Below are 16,922 nucleotides of genomic sequence, written 5' to 3' on the forward strand. Positions count from 1 at the left end.
GGCCATGCTCAACGCCAACGGGAGTCACGACATGACCACGCTACCCCTTACCCCCGACTACGACGCCTGGCCCATCGAGGCCGACCTCGAGCGCGTCGCCGTCACGCCGCGCCTGGTGACGGTGACCTGGAGCGACGGCCGGGTCAGCCGCTACCACAGCGTCTGGCTGCGCGAGAACGCCGCCGACGACACCACCGTCAACCCGGCGACCCGGGAGCGCATCCTGGACCTTTCCACGCTGCCCGCCTGGCCGGAGGTCGAGGGCGCCGAGATCGACGATGCCGGCGCGCTCTGCGTGGACTTCGCCGTGGAGGATCGCCGCCTGCGCTTCCACCCCGGCTGGCTGCGCGCCCACGACTACGACAACCTCCGGGATCCCGAGGCGCCGCTGGTGCCGGTGACCTACTGGCAGGGCGGACCCGAGGCCGGCCCGGACACCCTCTCCGCCGCCGGGCTGCTCGACAGCGCGCCCGACAGCGAGGCCGAGGAGGCGATCCTCGCCCCGGCGCTCGAGAGCGTGCTCGCCAAGGGCCTGGTGCGCCTGCGTGACCTGCCCACCGAACCCGGTTCGCTGGAGGCCATCGCCCATCGCATCGGGCCGATCCGCGACACCAACTTCGGCGGCCTGTTCGACGTCCGGGCCAAGCCGGACCCGGACTCCAACGCCTACACCTCCATCGCCCTGCCGCCGCACACCGACCTGCCGACCCGCGAGTATCACCCCGGCCTGCAGATGCTGCACTGCCTGGAGAACAGCGTCGAGGGCGGCCAGGCGGTGATGCTCGACGGCTTCGCCGTGGCCGAGGCGCTGCGCGAGCGCCATCCCGACGCCTGGGCGACCCTGACCCGGGTGCGCTGGTGCTACGCCAACACCGCCAGGACCACCGACTACGTCTGGTTCGAGCCGATGATCCGGCTGGACGCCCGGGGCGAGCTGCTCGAGGTGCGCATCGCCGACTTCCTGCGCGGCCCGCTGCAGACCGCCTTCGAGGACGTCGAGCCGGCCTACGAGGCGTTGATGACCCTGCAGCGACTGCTGTGCGATCCGGCCTTCGCCATCCGCTTCACCTACGCCCCCGGCGACCTCGTCATCTTCGACAACCGCCGCCTGCTGCACGCCCGGGACGCCTTCGAGGGCAGCACCGGCCGCCGCTGGCTGCAGGGCTGCTACATGGAGCGCGACGAGATCCGCTCGCGCTACCGCATGATCCAGCGCGCCCGGCGCCGCCGGCGGATCACCGCCGAGGCCTGAGGTTCCCGCGGAACGCGCAAGCGAGATCGCCCCGGCAGAGCCGCGGCCGTTATCGTCGTGCTCGCCTCGACGCCCGCCCCAACGCAACGCCCCGGCCAGTGGCCGGGGCGTTGGTGTCTCGGGGCGGACGTTCGTTCAGGGTGCGATGCGCGCGCTGGCGTCGGTGAAGCCCATCAGCGAGATGTCCAGGTCCATGCGGTTGCCCCGCGGGCCGACCAGGCTCAGGGTCGCGCTGCTGCCGCCGCGCAGGTCGCTGAGCAGCGCCGGCGACACCGGCAGGTCGGCACGGCAGCCCTGCTGCAGGCAGACCTGGTAGGGGAACTGGGCCGGCTCGCCGCCGCCCACGTCGAGCTGCAGGCCCGCGGCGAGGCGCACGCCCAGGGGCAGCAGGAAGGTCATCGCCGGCCGGCCCTCGAGCTCCGGCGGATAGCCCAGGATCACCCGCATCAGCGGGTCGTTGCTGTTGGGGTTGGTGACCAGCTGGCTCATGGTGCAGGGGCCCTGCTGGCCCTCGGGCGGGCAGAGCACCTGCCAGTCGCGGAACTGCTCGGTCTGGACATTGGCCCCGCCGGCGCCCGGCGTCGCCTGCTGGGCGAAGGCGTTGGGCGCGATGGCCAGCAGCGACAGCAGGGCGGCCAGGCACAGGCGTCTGGTCAGACGGTTCGACATCGGTAGTTCCTCCTTGGCCCCGGGGGCCATGAACGCTCGTGAGGGGCGTGGCACTCGGGTCTCGTCACCGCGGGCCGGCGGCCTTCCGCGCCCCGGTGCGACACCCGACACTAGGACTCAACCATGCCTGTTCGCCGGCGCGAGGTCGAGCCCGGCCGCCGTCTGGCCCGTAGACCAGGCGGCGCGAGTCGGGCACTCCCCGGCCGGGCCGGGGAGGCGTGGGGTCAGCCTCGCGGCTCGGAGAGCAGCCCCTTGATGATGGCGTAGCAGCCGACCAGCAGCACCAGGGTGAAGGGCAGGCCGGTGGAGACGGAAGCCGTCTGCAGGGCCGTGAGGCCGCCACCCAGCAGCAGGGCGATGGCGATGGCGCCCTCGATGATGGCCCAGAAGATGCGCTGCGGCTTGGGCGCATCGACCTTGCCGCCGGCGGTGATGGAGTCGATCACCAGCGAGCCGGAGTCGGAGGAGGTCACGAAGAACACGATCACCAGGATGATGCCGACGAAGGAGGTGATGGCGGACAGCGGCAGCTCGCCCAGCATGGCGAACAGCTTGATCTCCAGCGCCGCGTCCTTGACGCCCGTGAAGCCGTCGGCGATCACCTGGTCGATGGCGGTGCCGCCGAAGGCGGTCATCCACAGCACCGAGACCAGGGTCGGCACCAGCAGCACCGCGGTCAGGAACTCGCGCACCGAGCGGCCGCGGCTGACGCGGGCGATGAACATCCCGACGAAGGGCGACCAGGAGATCCACCAGGCCCAGTAGAAGGCGGTCCAGCCCTGGCTGAAGTTGGCGTCCTCGCGGCCGAACGGCATCGACAGCGCCGGCAGGTTGACCACGTAGGCCATCAGGTTCTCGAAGAAGCCGGTGGCGATCAGCAGGGTCGGGCCGACGATGATCACGAAGGCCAGCAGCAGGAAGGCCAGCACCATGTTGAGCTGGGAGAGGCGCTGCACCCCCTTGTCGACGCCGAGGACGATCGAGCACAGCGCCACGGCGGTGATGCCCATGATCAGCAGCACCATGGTGAGGTCACTGTTGGGCACGTCGAACAGGTAGTTCAGGCCGGCGGCGGCCTGGGAGGCGCCGAGGCCCAGCGAGGTGGCGAGGCCAAACAGGGTGGCGAACACCGCCAGGATGTCGATCAGGTGGCCCGGCCAGCCCCACACCCGCTCGCCCAGCACCGGGTAGAAGATCGAGCGCATGGTCAGCGGCAGGCCCTTGTTGAAGGCGAAGATCGCCAGCGACAGGCCGACGATGGCGTAGGCGCCCCAGGGGTGCAGGCCCCAGTGGAAGATGGTCGCGGCCATGCCCAGCTGGTGGGCGGCGGCCTCGTCACCGGCGGCGCCGCCCAGCGGTGCCCAGTCGGTGCGCAGGCCATCCTCGCCGATCGAGGTGCCGCCCATGGCGCTTGAGAAGTGCGACATGGGCTCGGAGACGCCATAGAACATCAGGCCGATGCCCATGCCGGCGGCGAACAGCATCGCGAACCAGCCCGCGTAGCTGAAGTCCGGCGTGGCGTGGGCCCCGCCGATGCGCACCTTGCCCAGCGGCGAGGCCACGATGCCGAGGCTGACCAGCACGAAGACGTTGCCGCCGAACAGGAAGACCCAGCTAAGGTTGCCCGTGAGGAAGCCGAAGACGGCGTCGAAGATCGGCTCGATCTCGTCCTGCAGCGCCAGCGTCAGGATCACGAAGACCAGGATCAGCAGCGACGAGATGGTGAAGACCTTGCCGTGCAGGTCGACATCGAGGCCGAACCGGCTGGTGGTGACGTTATCCTGGCCGATCACGTAGTCGGTATCGATCAGGTTCGCCGGGCCTTCCGGCTTGGGGACGCCGTCAGAGACAGGGGGGCCCTGATCGCTGTGCGCCTTGGGAGAGTCACTTGCCACGGGGAATTCTCCGGTGGGGGAACGAAAGGAGCACGCCGGGAAGGCTCGGGGCCAGGACGGCGTGCCGGGGAGGGGCTGCCATCGCCGGGCGATCGCAGCCGCGGAGGCGAGGGGGCCGCGCAAGGCCCCATGCGACAGATAAGACGTTAGTCTGAGGATTCGCCGGGGGAATTGCCAATCCGGGGATCAACGCTCGCCGGTGGGGCCCCTCGAGGCGGCCCGGGCGTCACGCGCCGGCATTGCCGACGCCGGCGGCCGGTGCCACGATGACGGGTAGGCGCGACGCCGGGTCGCGTCCCCCAACCCCGAGCCCGCCATGACCGTCGAGACCGTGACTCCCCCGCGTCGCTTTCGTGGCCAGCCCCGCGGCCGCGCGCTTCCCCCGGTGGCGCTGGCGGCCCTTCGCCAGCTGCTCGGCGACGAGCGCCGAGCGCCCGAGCTCGCCCGTCGCGACCGGCTGATCGAGCACCTCCACGCCCTTCAGGATGCCCACGGCCACCTGTCGCTGGTGGCACTGCGCGCCCTGGCCGCCTACATGAACCTGCCGATGGCGTCGGTCTACGAGACGGCGACCTTCTACGCCCACTTCGACGTGGTGCATGACGACGAGGCGCCGCCGCCGGAGGTGACGGTGCGGGTCTGCGACTCGCTTTCTTGCCAGCTGGCCGGCGCCGCGGCGCTGCGCGCCGAGCTCGAGGCGGGGCTCGATCCCGAGGCGGTGCGGGTGGTGCGCGCGCCCTGCATGGGGCGCTGCGACGCCGCCCCGGTGGCCGAGGTGGGTCACCATCACGTGCGCTTCGCCACCGCCGAGGGGGTCGAGGCGGTGGTGGATACCGGCCACCACCATCCCGAGGCGATCGACTGGCAGCGCCTGGCGGCCTATCGCGAGGCGGGGGGCTACGCCCTGCTCGACGCCTGCCGGGCGGGGCGGCTCACGGTCGAGGCGCTGGCCGACGAACTCGAGCGGGCCGGCCTGCGCGGCCTCGGCGGGGCGGGCTTTCCCACCCATCGCAAGTGGCGCTCGGTGCGCGAGGCGCCGGGCCCGCGCTACTGCGCGATCAACGCCGACGAGGGCGAGCCCGGCACCTTCAAGGACCGCCACTACCTCGAGCGCTCGCCGCACCGCTTCCTCGAGGGCGCGCTGGTCAGCGCCTGGGCGGTGGAGGCCAGTGCCCTCTACCTCTACCTGCGCGACGAGTATCCCGGCCTGCATCGGGTGCTCCACGAGGCGATCGGCGAGCTCGAGTCGGCCGGCCTCGCGCCCCCCGGCTTCATCGTGCTGCGCCGCGGTGCCGGCGCCTACATCTGCGGCGAGGAGTCGGCGATGATCGAGTCGCTGGAGGGCAAGCCCGGCAAGCCTCGCCACCGCCCGCCGCTGGTGGCCCAGGTGGGGCTCTTCGGCCGCCCGACCCTGGTCAACAACGTCGAGACGGTCTACTGGATCCCGCTGATCCACGAGAAGGGCGCCGACTGGTTCGCCGGCCACGGCCGCCATGGGCGCACCGGGTTGAGAAGCTTCTCCCTCTCGGGGCGGGTCAAGCGCCCCGGCGTGCACCTGGCCCCGGCCGGCATCACCCTGAACGAGCTCGTCGCGGAGTACGGCGGCGGCATGGCCGACGGCCACCGCCTGGCCGGCTACCTGCCGGGCGGGGCCTCCGGCGGCATCCTGCCGGCCAGCAAGGCCGATCTCCCGCTGGACTTCGACACCCTGCAGGCCGAGGGCTGCTTCATCGGCTCCGCCGCCGTGATCGTGCTGTCGGACCAGGATGACCTGCGCGCCGTGGCCGCCAACCTGCTGGCCTTCTTCGCCGACGAGTCCTGCGGCCAGTGCACCCCCTGCCGGGTCGGCACCGAGAAGATGCTGAGCCTGATCGAGCGCCCCGAATGGGAGGTTGAACAGCTCCGGCGACTCTCCCGGGTGATGCAGGATGCCTCGATCTGCGGCCTGGGCCAGGCGGCGCCCAACCCGGTGCTGGGGCTGCTCAGGGACTTCCGCGAGGCCCTGGCCGACCAGCACGTGATCGTCAGGGGGTAGGGGAGATGGCCATGAAGGTATCGCGCCAGAACGAACGCTTCACCCTGACCCTGGACGGTGCCGAGGTCACCGCCAGGGCCGGCGAGACCCTCTGGCAGGTGGCTCGGCGCGCCGGCGAGACGATTCCCCACCTCTGCTTCAAGGACGCCCCCGGCTACCGCAGCGACGGCAACTGCCGCGCCTGCATGGTGGAGATCGAGGGCGAGCGGGTGCTGGCGGCGAGCTGCCTGCGCGAGGCGCGACCCGGCATGGTGGTCAAGAGCGCCACGTCCGAGCGGGCCCGCCTGTCCCGGGAAGGGGTGATGGAACTGCTGGCCGCCGACCAGCCCGCCCGCGATGCCGGCCCCGATCGTGCCAGCCACTTCTGGGCGATGGCCGATCGGCTGGCCATCGACGCCACGGCGGTGCGCGAGCGGCTGCCGGCACGGGCCGAGCGACCCGGCCCCACGGTGCACCATGTCGCCGAACGCTGTGCCGCGCTTCCCCATGCCCACGGCCATGACACCAGTCATTCGGCGATGCACGTCAATCTCGACGCCTGCATCACCTGCGGGCTCTGCGTGCGCGCCTGCCGGGAGGTGCAGGGCAACGATGTCATCGGCCTGGCCCATCGCGGCGCCGCCGCCAAGGTCGTCTTCGACTTCGACGACCCCATGGGCGAGAGCACCTGCGTGGCCTGCGGCGAGTGCGTCCAGGCCTGCCCGACCGGAGCGCTGATGCCGGCGACCCTGGTCGACGAGGCGGGGCGCGGCGACTCGGCGGCGGCCGATCGCAGCGTCGACTCGGTCTGCCCCTACTGCGGGGTCGGCTGCCAGCTCACCTATCACATCGAGGGCCAGCACGCCGAGGACGAGCGCATCCTCTTCGTGGAGGGCCGTGACGGGCCTTCGAACCAGGGCCGGCTCTGCGTGAAGGGGCGCTTCGGCTTCGACTACCCCCGTCATCCCGCGCGGCTCACTCGGCCGTTGATCCGCCGGCCCGGCGTGGCCAAGAGGCTCGACCCCGCCTTCGATCCGGCCGACCCCGGCACGCATTTCCGCGAGGCGAGCTGGGAGGAGGCGCTGGATGCCGCCGCCGGCGGGCTCACCGCGCTCAAGACCGCCCATGGGCCCTCGGCACTGGCCGGCTTCGGCAGCGCCAAGTGCTCCAACGAGGAGGCCTGGCTGTTCCAGAAGCTGGTGCGTGCAGGCTTCGGCAGCAACAACGTCGACCACTGCACCCGGCTCTGCCACGCGAGCTCGGTGGCGGCGCTGATGGAGTGCCTCGGTTCAGGCGCCGTGACGGCCTCGTTCATGCAGGCGCTCGAGGCCGACGTGGTGATCCTCACCGGCTGTAACCCGGCGGTGAACCACCCGGTGGCGGCCACCTACTTCAAGCAGGCGGCGCGCCGCGGGACCCAGCTGATCCTCCTCGACCCCCGCGGCCAGGCGCTGGACGCCTACGCGAGCCTCAGCGTGCGCTTCACCCCCGGGGCCGACGTGGCGCTGTTCAACGCCATGCTCAACGTGATCGTTGGCGAAGGCCTGTACGACGAGGCCTATGTCGCCGCACACACCGAGGGCTTCGCGGCCCTCGCGGCGAGCGTCGCGGACATGACCCCCGAGGCGATGAGCGGCCTGTGCGGGGTGGCCCCGGCGACGATCCGCGAGATCGCCCGGCGCTACGCCACCGCCGAGCGGGCGATGATCTTCTGGGGCATGGGCATCTCCCAGCATACCCACGGCACCGACAACGCCCGCTGCCTGATCTCCCTGGCGCTGGCCTGCGGCCAGACCGGCCGGCCCGGCACCGGCCTGCACCCGCTGCGCGGCCAGAACAACGTCCAGGGCGCCTCGGATGCCGGCCTGATCCCCATGGTGCTGCCGGACTACCAGCCGGTGGGCGACGCCCAGCTGCGCGCCGCCTTCGAGGAGCTGTGGAACACGACGCTCGAGGAGAAGCCCGGGCTCACCGTGGTGGAGATCATGGACGCCATCCACGCCGGCGAGATCAAGGGCATGTACATCCTCGGCGAGAACCCGGCGATGTCCGACCCCGACCTTAACCACGCCCGCGGGGCGCTGGCCCGGCTCGAGCATCTGGTGGTGCAGGACCTGTTCGTCACCGAGACCGCCCAGTTCGCCGACGTCATCCTGCCGGCCACCGCCTGGCCGGAGAAGGCGGGCACGGTGACCAACACCAATCGCCAGGTGCAGCTCGGCCGCGCCGCCGTGGCGCCGCCCGGTGAGGCTCGGCCCGACTGGTGGATCATTCAGGAGATCGCCCGGCGCTTCGGGCTGGCCTGGGACTACGCCCACCCGCGGGAGGTGTTCGCCGAGATGAAGCGGGGCATGGCCTCGCTGGACCACATCACCTGGGCGCGACTCGAGCGCGAGGGCTCGGTGACCTACCCCTGCCCGGCCGAGGATGCCCCGGGCGCCGACGTGGTCTTCGCGGAGCGCTTCCCGCGCCCGGGCGGGCGGGCCCGCTTCTCCCCGACCCGGCCGCTGCCGCCGGATGAGCCCATCGATGCGGCCTATCCCACGGTGCTGACCACCGGCCGACAGCTCGAGCACTGGCACACCGGCTCGATGACCCGGCGCAGCCGGGTGCTCGACGCCCTGGAGCCGGAGGCGGTGGCGAGCCTCTCCCCGGGCGAGCTCGACCGCCTGGGCGTGAGCCCCGGCGAGGCGCTGACCATCACCACCCGGCGCGGCACCATCACCCTGAAGAGCCGGGTGGATCCGGGGATGCCGGATGGCATGGTCTTCGTGCCGTTCTGCTACGTGGAGGCCGCGGTCAACCTGCTGACCAACCCGGCGCTGGACCCCTTCGGTAAGATCCCGGAGTTCAAGTACGCCGCCTGTCGGCTGAGCCGGGCACAACACTGATCCAGGGCATGCGAGCCGCGATCCGCCCTTCACGCGGCGGGTGGCGGACCGCTACGCTGCCCCGTATGCGTCAGCTTCGAAACTGCCAGCTCCACCCCTGTCATGCCATCCCGAGGAGGGCCCATGGCCATTTCCTGTTTTGCCGATTTGCTGGACGAGGCGCGTGCCCAGCCCGAGCCCCAGCGCCTGCTATTTGTCTTCACCCATGCCGAGCTGCCCGATCACCCCAGCGAGGCGCAGCGGCGCCGCTTTGAGCAGGGCGAGGGCGGCGTGCTGACCCCGGTGGTCTGCGTCGACAAGGCCCCCGAGGCGCTTACCGACATGGCCGCGCTGGTGGCGGAGTCCCGGGAGACCGGCGCCGAGTGGGATATCGTCTTCGTCGCCGCCCTGGCCGGCCACAACGCCGAGGCCGAGGCCGAGCAGCACCTCAACCGCATGGTGGAATCGCTGAAGATGGGCAACGTCGCGTCCTACCTGGCCTTCGACCGCCGGGGCGAGGCGGTGAGCATCGGCTGATGCCCGCCGCTATAGCCATAGGATTGAATTATCAGATCCATGACGCCATTCAATTTACGCTATCAGGAGATGCGGGCTACCATGCCTCTCGTATCGCCACAGAACACTCAACGACACTCGAAAGGAGCACTACCGAATGTCCCTGCTGAACACCGAAGTCAAGCCGTTTAACGCCACCGCCTACCACAACGGCGAGTTTGTCGACGTCTCCGACGCCGATCTCAAGGGCCAGTGGAGCGTCTTCTTCTTCTATCCGGCCGACTTCACCTTCGTCTGCCCGACCGAGCTGGGTGACCTGGCCGACAACTACGACGAGTTCAAGAAGCTGGGCGTCGAGATCTACGGCGTTTCCACCGACACCCACTTCACCCACAAGGCATGGCACGACAGCTCCGAGACCATCAACAAGCTGCAGTACCCGATGCTGGCCGACCCGACCCACACCATCTCGCGCAACTTCGAGGTGCTGATCGAGGACGCGGGCATCGCCGAGCGCGGCACCTTCGTGGTGGACCCGGACGGCAAGATCCAGATCATCGAGCTGAACGCCGGCAACATCGGCCGTAACGCCGAAGAGCTGCTGCGCAAGGTCAAGGCCGCCCAGTACGTGCGCGCTAACCCGAACGAAGTCTGCCCGGCCAAGTGGGAAGAAGGCGAAGCGACCCTCTCTCCCTCCCTGGACCTGGTCGGCAAGATCTAAGCGATCTGCCCCTGCCGGCGAGGCCGCTCACGGCCTCGCCCGTCCCGACCCGGGCATCCCCCGCCCGGGTCCTTGATCTGGAAGCCTGAGCGAATCGAGGCGCCCCGTGCGGGACGCCATGATCTCCTCATACCTCCGTCTTCACCCCCGAACATGAAGGAATGCCGCTGTCATGTTGGACGACAATCTGAAAAGCCAGCTCAACGCCTACCTGCAGAAGGTCACTCAGCCGTTCGAGATCGTCGCGTCCCTCGATGACGGCGACAAGTCCAAGGAACTTCACGGCCTGCTGACCGATATCGTCGGCCTGACCGACAAGATCACCCTGCGCCTCGACGGCGAGGATGCCCGCACCCCCTCCTTCGCCTTGAACCGTCCCGGCGAGGAGAGCGGCGTGGTGTTCGCCGGTATCCCCATGGGTCACGAGTTCACCTCGCTGGTGCTGGCGCTCCTGCAGATCGGCGGCCATCCGCCCAAGGCCTCCGAGGAGGTGATCGAGCAGATCAAGAGCCTCGATGGCGAGATGCACTTCGAGACCTACTTCTCGCTCTCCTGCCAGAACTGCCCGGACGTGGTCCAGGCGCTGAACCTGATGGCGATCCTCAACCCCAACGTCCATCACGTCGCCATCGATGGCGCGCTGTTCCAGGATGAGGTGAAGGCGCGCGAGATCATGTCGGTGCCGAGCGTCTATCTCAATGGCGAGCCCTTCGACCAGGGCCGCATGAGCCTGGAGCAGATCCTGGCCAAGGTGGACACCGGCGCCGCCGAGCGCGAGGCCGCTAAGCTCAACGACAAGGCCTCCTTCGACACCCTGATGATCGGCGGCGGACCCGCCGGCGCCGCGGCGGCCGTCTATTCCGCGCGCAAGGGCATCCGTACCGGCGTGGCCGCGGAGCGCTTCGGCGGCCAGGTGCTCGACACCTTGGGCATCGAGAATCTCATCTCCGTGCCCCGCACCGAGGGCCCGAAGCTGGCCGCGGCGCTGGAGGAGCACGTCAAGGAGTACGAGGTCGACATCATGAACCTGCAGCGCGCCGTCGAGCTGGTTCCGGGTGAGCCGGGCGGCGAGCACGAGGTGGCGTTCGAGTTCGGCGCTCGCCTCAAGGCCAAGACCCTGGTGCTGGCCACCGGCGCCCGCTGGCGCGAGATGGGCGTGCCCGGTGAGGCCGAGTACCGCAACAAGGGCGTGGCCTACTGCCCCCACTGCGACGGCCCGCTGTTCAAGGGCAAGCGCGTGGCGGTGATCGGCGGCGGCAACTCCGGCGTCGAGGCGGCCATCGACCTGGCCGGCATCGTCGGCCACGTGACCCTGCTCGAGTTCATGGACGAGATGCGCGCCGACGCGGTGCTGCAGAAGAAGCTCAGGAGCCTGCCCAACGTCGAGATCATCCTCGGCGCCCGCACCACCGAGGTGAACGGCGACGGCAAGCGTGTCGACGGCCTGACCTATGAGGAGCGCGCCACCGGCGAGCTGCGCCGGGTCGACCTGGAGGGCGTCTTCGTGCAGATCGGGCTGGTGCCTAACACCGAGTGGCTCCAGGACTCGCCCATCGAGCTCTCCGAGCGCGGCGAGATCGTCGTCGACGAGCGCGGCATGACCTCGATCCCCGGCATCTTCGCCGCCGGCGATGTCACCACCGTGCCCTACAAGCAGATCGTCATCGCCATGGGCGAGGGCTCCAAGGCCGCCCTTGGCGCCTTCGACTATCTGATCCGCAGCTGATCGCGGCCGGTCGTCCGGCCCTTCCTCGACGCCCCCGCCGGTGCTGCCGGCGGGGGCGTCGTCGTTCAAGAGACAGCGGCGGCCGTGGGGAGCGGCGAGGTGGGCGCTCAGCCGATCGGCCAGAGCCCATCAGTCAGAGCCCGACAGCCATAGAAAGGGCAGCAGCGAGAGGGCGAGCACGCCGGCGGCCAGCAGGGCCAGCAGCAGCGTGCGCAGCGGCCGCCGCCGGAGGCGTCGCCACAGGGTCGGCGCCTCGCCGCAGGCGGCGAGGCGGGCCAGTTCGTCGCGCATCCGCTCGCCGAGCTCTCGCTGGTAGGCGTCGATCAGCGCCCGGGCCTCTTCCCGCTGGGCCTCGTCGCGCAGCCAGATGGCCGCCACGCCGAGCCCCCAGAAGCCGGCGCGGGTCTCGTAGGTCGCGATCCCGTGCTCGTCGAGCAGGCGGCGCACCGCCTCGGCCTCCTCGTCGGGCACGTTGCCCAGGTGAAACAGCAGCGTGGCCATCGAGCCCTCCTTAGGAATCGCGCCCGTCGTTGCCCGGGGCGGGCGCCTGGGCGCAGAGGCGGCGCATGCGCGCGATCGCCTCGCCGGCCCCGGCCAGGGCGAAGGCCATGTACCAGGGATCGTCCTCGCCGCGCATCAGGCGCAGGCGCAGCAGCTCGCCGTCGGCCATCTCCGCAAGCAGCCGGTCCAGTTCCGGCAGGGCCAGACGCACGTAGAAGCCGCGGTCGCCGCGTTCGGTGACGAAGGCGGCGCGGCCGCTGCGTATGGGCGCGTGATCGACCCGCGCATCGGCGGGCACGCGGTTCACCGTGGCGCTCTCGGGCTGGTAGTCGTCGAGTTCCACGCGAAGCTCCAGCCAGGGCAGGTCGCAGGCCCCGGCGCTGGCGTTGACGCTGAGGATCGCATCGCCATAGCTCTGCTGGTCGAGGGCGCGGAAGTGGCGCGCCTCGCCGAGCGTGAGGGCCAGGGAGTGCCAGCCGCCATGGGCCTGGACGTCGCTGGTGTTGTAGTTCGTGGCCGCGGCAGGGCCGGCCAGCAGCAGGCCTGCCGACAGCAGCAGCATCGAGCAGAGCGGCAGGAGCGGGGCGAGACGGGGGCGGCGGGGCATGGCAGGAGCTTCCTCGGACCGGGACGCGCCGAGGCTAGCACGGAGCGGCGGGACTGTCCTGTGGGACCATCCGCATGGCGGCGGCCCCGCCCCGGGGAGACAGGGGCGCCCTCAGTCGGCGGCAGTGACGTCGTCGAGCTGCAGCAGCTGCATCAGCTGGGGACGCCGGGGGCCGAGCAGGTCGGCCAGGGTGTAGCGGTCCAGCACGGCGAGGAAGGCGCTGAGGGCCTCGGCCAGGATCGGCTTGAGCCGGCAGGCGGGGGTGATCGTGCATGCGTTGTCGTCACCGAAGCACTCGACGAGCTGGAGGTCGCGTTCGGTGGCGCGTACCAGTTCGCCCAGCGGGATGGATTCCGGACGGCGCTTGAGCACCAGGCCGCCGTTCTTCCCGCGGATGGCGGTGAGGTAGCCCTGGTGATTGAGGTCCTGCACCACCTTCATCAGGTGGTTGCGGGAGATCCCGAAGCGCTCGGCGATCTCATGGATGGTCGAGCGTTCCTCGCCCTTGACGGCCAGGTAAAGCAGCACGCGCAGCGAGTAGTCGGTGAAACGGGTCAGATGCATGGGCATTCTGGCGCCTTGCAGGACGGGGTGGGTAGTAAACGCCCCACTATAGCATCCTGCCGGCAGGGAAGGCGTTTCGGCCCGGCTTGGTCGGGATGCGAGCTCATTATAACTTATATTATATATGAATCTTATTTCCTGGGTTCAAGGTGCCGATCCCAGCCATGTCGGCGCTTTTTTCCATGTCTTGATCTGAGTCAGCTACCCCTTCGAGGGTACCGACGGGCGCGGTCGCGGCTGGCATACTTCGCCCAACGGTGACGGCTGCGGCCGCCGCCCTTCGGTTCAAGAGGCTCGATTCGCTCATGCAAGATACCCTGCCGTTCATCCGTCCCCTGGTCGAGAAGTACGACCGCCCCGGCCCGCGCTATACCTCCTATCCCACGGCGCCGCAGTTCCAGGCGGCCTTCGCCGAGGACGACTACCGGGCCGCCGCCGAGCGCAGCAACGCGGCCGCCTCGCCCAAGCCGCTCTCGGCCTACGTGCATATCCCCTTCTGCGAGAGCCTCTGCTATTACTGTGCCTGCAACAAGATCATTACCCACAATCGGCAGCGGGCGGCGGAGTACCTGGCTTGGCTCAAGCGGGAGATCGAGCTGCAGGGGGTGCTGTTCGACGAGTCGCGGCGCATGACCCAGCTGCACTTGGGCGGCGGCACCCCGACCTACCTCGATAACGACCAGCTCGGCGAGCTGATGGCGGCGCTGGACGCGGCCTTCCACTTCGCCGAGCCCGAGGAACGGGAGTTCTCGCTGGAGGTGGACCCGCGCACCGTGACTCCCGCGCAGATCCATGAGTTGCGTGCCCTGGGCTTCAATCGCCTGAGTTTCGGCGTGCAGGACTTCGATACCCGGGTGCAGGAGGCGGTCAACCGTATCCAGAGCGAGGAGCAGGTGCTGGAGCTGGTGGGGGCGGCCCGCGAGGCGGGCTTCCAGTCGGTGAGCGTCGATCTGATCTACGGCCTGCCGCTGCAGACCGTGGGGAGCTTCGACGCAACCCTGGACAAGATCATCGCCCTGCGCCCGGATCGCATCGCCACCTACAGCTATGCCCACCTGCCGGAGCTGTTCAAGGCGCAGCGCTTGATCCGCCCCGAGGACATGCCGCCGCCGGAGCGCAAGATCGAGCTGCTGGAGCTGATCATCCGCCGCCTCACTGAGGCGGGCTACGTTTACATCGGCATGGATCACTTCGCCCTGCCAGAGGACGAGCTTTCGCTGGCCAAGGAAAACGGCACCCTGCAGCGCAACTTCCAGGGCTACTCGACCCACGCCGACTGCGATCTGATCGGCCTGGGCAACACCGCCATCGGCAAGGTCGGCGACAGCTACAGCCAGAACGTCAAGGAGACCGCCCAGTACCAGGCGCGCCTCGAGGCGGGGCGGCTGCCGGTGATGCGCGGCTACCGCCTCAACGCCGACGACGTGCTGCGTCGCGATGTGATCAACGCCCTGATGTGCCACGGCCGCATCGTCTTCGCCGAGATCGAGGCGGCTCACGGCATCGTCTTTCGCGATACCTTCTCCGAGGCCCTCGAGGAGCTCGAGGAGATGGTCGACGACGGCCTGCTTTCCCTCTCCGATACCGCCATCGAGGTGCTGCCCGCCGGGCGGCTGATGATGCGCAACGCCGCCATGGCCTTCGACGCCTACCTGAGCCACAGCACCGGGCGCTACTCGCGCACCGTCTGATCCCGGCGGCCATCCCTGCTCAGGGCGGTTCACCCCGCCCAAAGCAGTGCGGCGCCCCTCGGGGCGCCGCGTGGTCTTCCGTTACTGCGATCTCGCCCGTCGGGCTTAGCAGACGCCCTGCTCGATCATGGCGTCGGCGACCCTGCGGAAGCCGGCGATGTTGGCGCCCAGCACCAGGTTGGTGGGGTCGTCGAACTCGGCGGCGGTCTCGGCGCACTGCCGGTGGATATTGGCCATGATCGCCTTGAGCTTGGCGTCGACCTTCTCCAGCGGCCACTGCTCCATGCTGCTGTTCTGCGCCATCTCCAGCTGGCTGGTCGCCACGCCGCCGGCGTTGGCCGCCTTGCCGGGGCCGTAGGCGATCTTCGCCGCCAGGAAGCGATCCACGGCCGCGGCGGTGGAGGGCATGTTGGCGCCCTCGCTGATGCAGGTCACGCCGTTGCCCAGCAGGGTCTCGGCGTCGGCCTCGGTCAGCTCGTTCTGGGTGGCGCAGGGGAAGGCGACCTCGCCCTTGAGGCGCCACACCGCGTGGCCGTCGGCCGGGTAGTCGCCCGCCGGGATGTAGCGCGCCTCCGGGTGCTGGGCCAGGTAGGCCTCGAGCGAGGTGCGCTGGACCTCCTTGAGCTCGCGCAGCAGCGCCAGGTCGATGCCGTCGGGGTCGTGCAGGGTGCCGCGGGAGTCGGAGCAGCTGACGGGATTCGCGCCGAGTGCCTGGAGCTTCTCGATGGTGTAGATCGCGACGTTGCCGGCGCCGGAGACCAGGCAGGTCTTGCCGGCGAGGCTATCGCCGCGGGCCGCGAGCATGTTCTCGGCGAAATAGACGGCGCCGTAGCCGGTGGCCTCCTTGCGCCCGATGGAGCCGCCCCAGTTGAGGCTCTTGCCGGTCAGCACGCCTTCGTAGCGGCCGGTCAGGCGCTTGTACTGGCCGTAGAGGAAGCCGATCTCGCGCTCGCCCACGCCGATGTCGCCGGCCGGCACGTCGGTGGTCGGGCCGATGTGGCGGTAGAGCTCGCTCATGAAGGCCTGGCAGAAGCGCATGATCTCGCCGTCCGAGCGCCCCTTGGGGTCGAAGTCCGAGCCGCCCTTGCCGCCGCCGATGGGCAGGCCGGTAAGGGCGTTCTTGAAGATCTGCTCGAAGCCCAGGAACTTGATGGTCCCCGCGGTCACGCTGGGGTGGAAGCGCAGCCCGCCCTTGTAGGGGCCGAGGGCCGAGTTGAACTGGATGCGATAGCCCTTGTTGACCTGCACCTTGCCGGCGTCGTCGGTCCAGCAGACGCGGAACATGATCTGCCGCTCGGGTTCGACGATGCGCTCGATGATGTTGTGGTCGAGGTAGTGGGGGCTGCGCTCGAAGAGCGGGCGCAGGCACTCGAGCACCTCCTCGGCGGCCTGGTAGAACTCGGTCTGGGCCGGGCTGCTCCTGCGCAGGGCCTCGAGGGTGTCGTGAACGTAGGGCATGGGTCGTGTCCTGTGCGGTGGAAAACCATTCCACGCACTCTAATCGATGCACCATTATGCAGCAAGCGCATAGCTTATGCGGAGATTAGACATAGTATTGACGCGAAATTCCTTTAAAAGCGCAGAAATGTGTGCACCAGATTAAAACATCTAACCTATCTAATAAATTGTGTATCAACGATCTCCGAGTCGCATCGGCCGCGTCGACAGGGCAAGGGAGCCAGCGTGGGGGCGCCGGAGGACGCGAGCCGGGGGCCGGAAGGAGGCCGAGCAGGGGACGCAGGCGGGTGCGCCATCGCCTGGCTGCCGCCCCGCCAGGTGCCGCGGCGTGACCGGCGACGGCGTTGAGGCTTCGCTTGCACATCTTGTGCCAGGGGGGGGGCAGTGGTCTATATATGGTATGCAGCGCTTGGGGAGCGCGCCGCAGGCGACGCCTTG

The 16,922-nt window shown here is 69.6% G+C and carries 13 protein-coding genes; 7 read left to right on the forward strand and 6 right to left on the reverse strand.

Annotated features, from left to right (window positions below; all coding sequences use genetic code 11):
• Positions 1–31 precede the first annotated feature (31 nt).
• Positions 32–1,252 (forward strand): TauD/TfdA family dioxygenase, encoded by a 1,221-nt coding sequence (locus tag FIU83_RS00730; protein WP_152482295.1) that lies wholly within the window; start codon positions 32–34, stop codon positions 1,250–1,252.
• A 135-nt stretch (positions 1,253–1,387) separates the two neighbouring features.
• Here FIU83_RS00730 and FIU83_RS00735 read toward each other — a convergent pair whose 3' ends face one another.
• A complete protein-coding gene (locus FIU83_RS00735; RefSeq protein WP_152482296.1) occupies positions 1,388–1,921 on the reverse strand; it encodes an invasion associated locus B family protein in 534 nt (177 codons plus the stop codon).
• 224 nt (positions 1,922–2,145) lie between these two features.
• Positions 2,146–3,816, reverse strand: a complete 1,671-nt coding sequence (locus tag FIU83_RS00740; RefSeq protein WP_152482297.1) for a BCCT family transporter — start codon at positions 3,814–3,816, stop codon at positions 2,146–2,148.
• A 316-nt stretch (positions 3,817–4,132) separates the two neighbouring features.
• Here FIU83_RS00740 and FIU83_RS00745 point away from each other — a divergent pair, with 316 nt between their 5' ends.
• The 5 genes from FIU83_RS00745 to ahpF all read left to right on the forward strand — a co-directional run bounded on the left by FIU83_RS00745 (position 4,133) and on the right by ahpF (position 11,663).
• A complete protein-coding gene (locus FIU83_RS00745) occupies positions 4,133–5,851 on the forward strand; it encodes an NADH-ubiquinone oxidoreductase-F iron-sulfur binding region domain-containing protein (RefSeq protein ID WP_152482298.1) in 1,719 nt (572 codons plus the stop codon).
• 11 nt (positions 5,852–5,862) lie between these two features.
• The gene (gene fdhF, locus FIU83_RS00750; RefSeq protein WP_172975995.1) at positions 5,863–8,721 is read left to right on the forward strand and encodes a formate dehydrogenase subunit alpha; all 2,859 of its coding nucleotides are present in this window, start codon (positions 5,863–5,865) and stop codon (positions 8,719–8,721) included.
• Between the two features lie 123 nt (positions 8,722–8,844).
• Complete coding sequence (locus tag FIU83_RS00755) at positions 8,845–9,237, forward strand: ribonucleotide reductase subunit alpha (protein ID WP_152482300.1); 393 nt, start codon at positions 8,845–8,847, stop codon at positions 9,235–9,237.
• A gap of 136 nt (positions 9,238–9,373) precedes the next feature.
• A complete protein-coding gene (gene ahpC, locus FIU83_RS00760) occupies positions 9,374–9,937 on the forward strand; it encodes an alkyl hydroperoxide reductase subunit C (RefSeq protein ID WP_152482301.1) in 564 nt (187 codons plus the stop codon).
• 172 nt (positions 9,938–10,109) lie between these two features.
• A complete protein-coding gene (gene ahpF / locus FIU83_RS00765; protein WP_152482302.1) occupies positions 10,110–11,663 on the forward strand; it encodes an alkyl hydroperoxide reductase subunit F in 1,554 nt (517 codons plus the stop codon).
• Between the two features lie 129 nt (positions 11,664–11,792).
• On the opposite strand, the gene FIU83_RS00770 is transcribed toward ahpF, so the two are convergent.
• The 3 genes from FIU83_RS00770 to FIU83_RS00780 all read right to left on the reverse strand — a co-directional run bounded on the left by FIU83_RS00770 (position 11,793) and on the right by FIU83_RS00780 (position 13,335).
• Positions 11,793–12,164: a DUF6164 family protein gene (locus FIU83_RS00770; protein WP_152482303.1), complete on the reverse strand. Its 372-nt coding sequence runs from the start codon at positions 12,162–12,164 to the stop codon at positions 11,793–11,795.
• 10 nt (positions 12,165–12,174) lie between these two features.
• Entirely contained in the window at positions 12,175–12,771 is a 597-nt protein-coding gene (locus tag FIU83_RS00775) for a hypothetical protein (protein ID WP_253939511.1), read from the reverse strand.
• 111 nt (positions 12,772–12,882) lie between these two features.
• Positions 12,883–13,335, reverse strand: a complete 453-nt coding sequence (locus FIU83_RS00780) for an Rrf2 family transcriptional regulator (protein ID WP_152485197.1) — start codon at positions 13,333–13,335, stop codon at positions 12,883–12,885.
• A gap of 305 nt (positions 13,336–13,640) precedes the next feature.
• On the opposite strand from FIU83_RS00780, the gene hemN reads away from it, so the two are divergent.
• Positions 13,641–15,026, forward strand: coding sequence for an oxygen-independent coproporphyrinogen III oxidase (gene hemN, locus FIU83_RS00785; protein ID WP_152482304.1), 1,386 nt, complete (start codon positions 13,641–13,643; stop codon positions 15,024–15,026).
• A 105-nt stretch (positions 15,027–15,131) separates the two neighbouring features.
• On the opposite strand, the gene gdhA is transcribed toward hemN, so the two are convergent.
• On the reverse strand, positions 15,132–16,484 hold the full coding sequence (gdhA, locus tag FIU83_RS00790; RefSeq protein WP_152482305.1) for an NADP-specific glutamate dehydrogenase: 1,353 nt from the start codon (positions 16,482–16,484) through the stop codon (positions 15,132–15,134).
• Positions 16,485–16,922 lie beyond the last annotated feature (438 nt).

This window comes from Halomonas sp. THAF5a (assembly GCF_009363755.1).
GTDB lineage: Bacteria > Pseudomonadota > Gammaproteobacteria > Pseudomonadales > Halomonadaceae > Halomonas.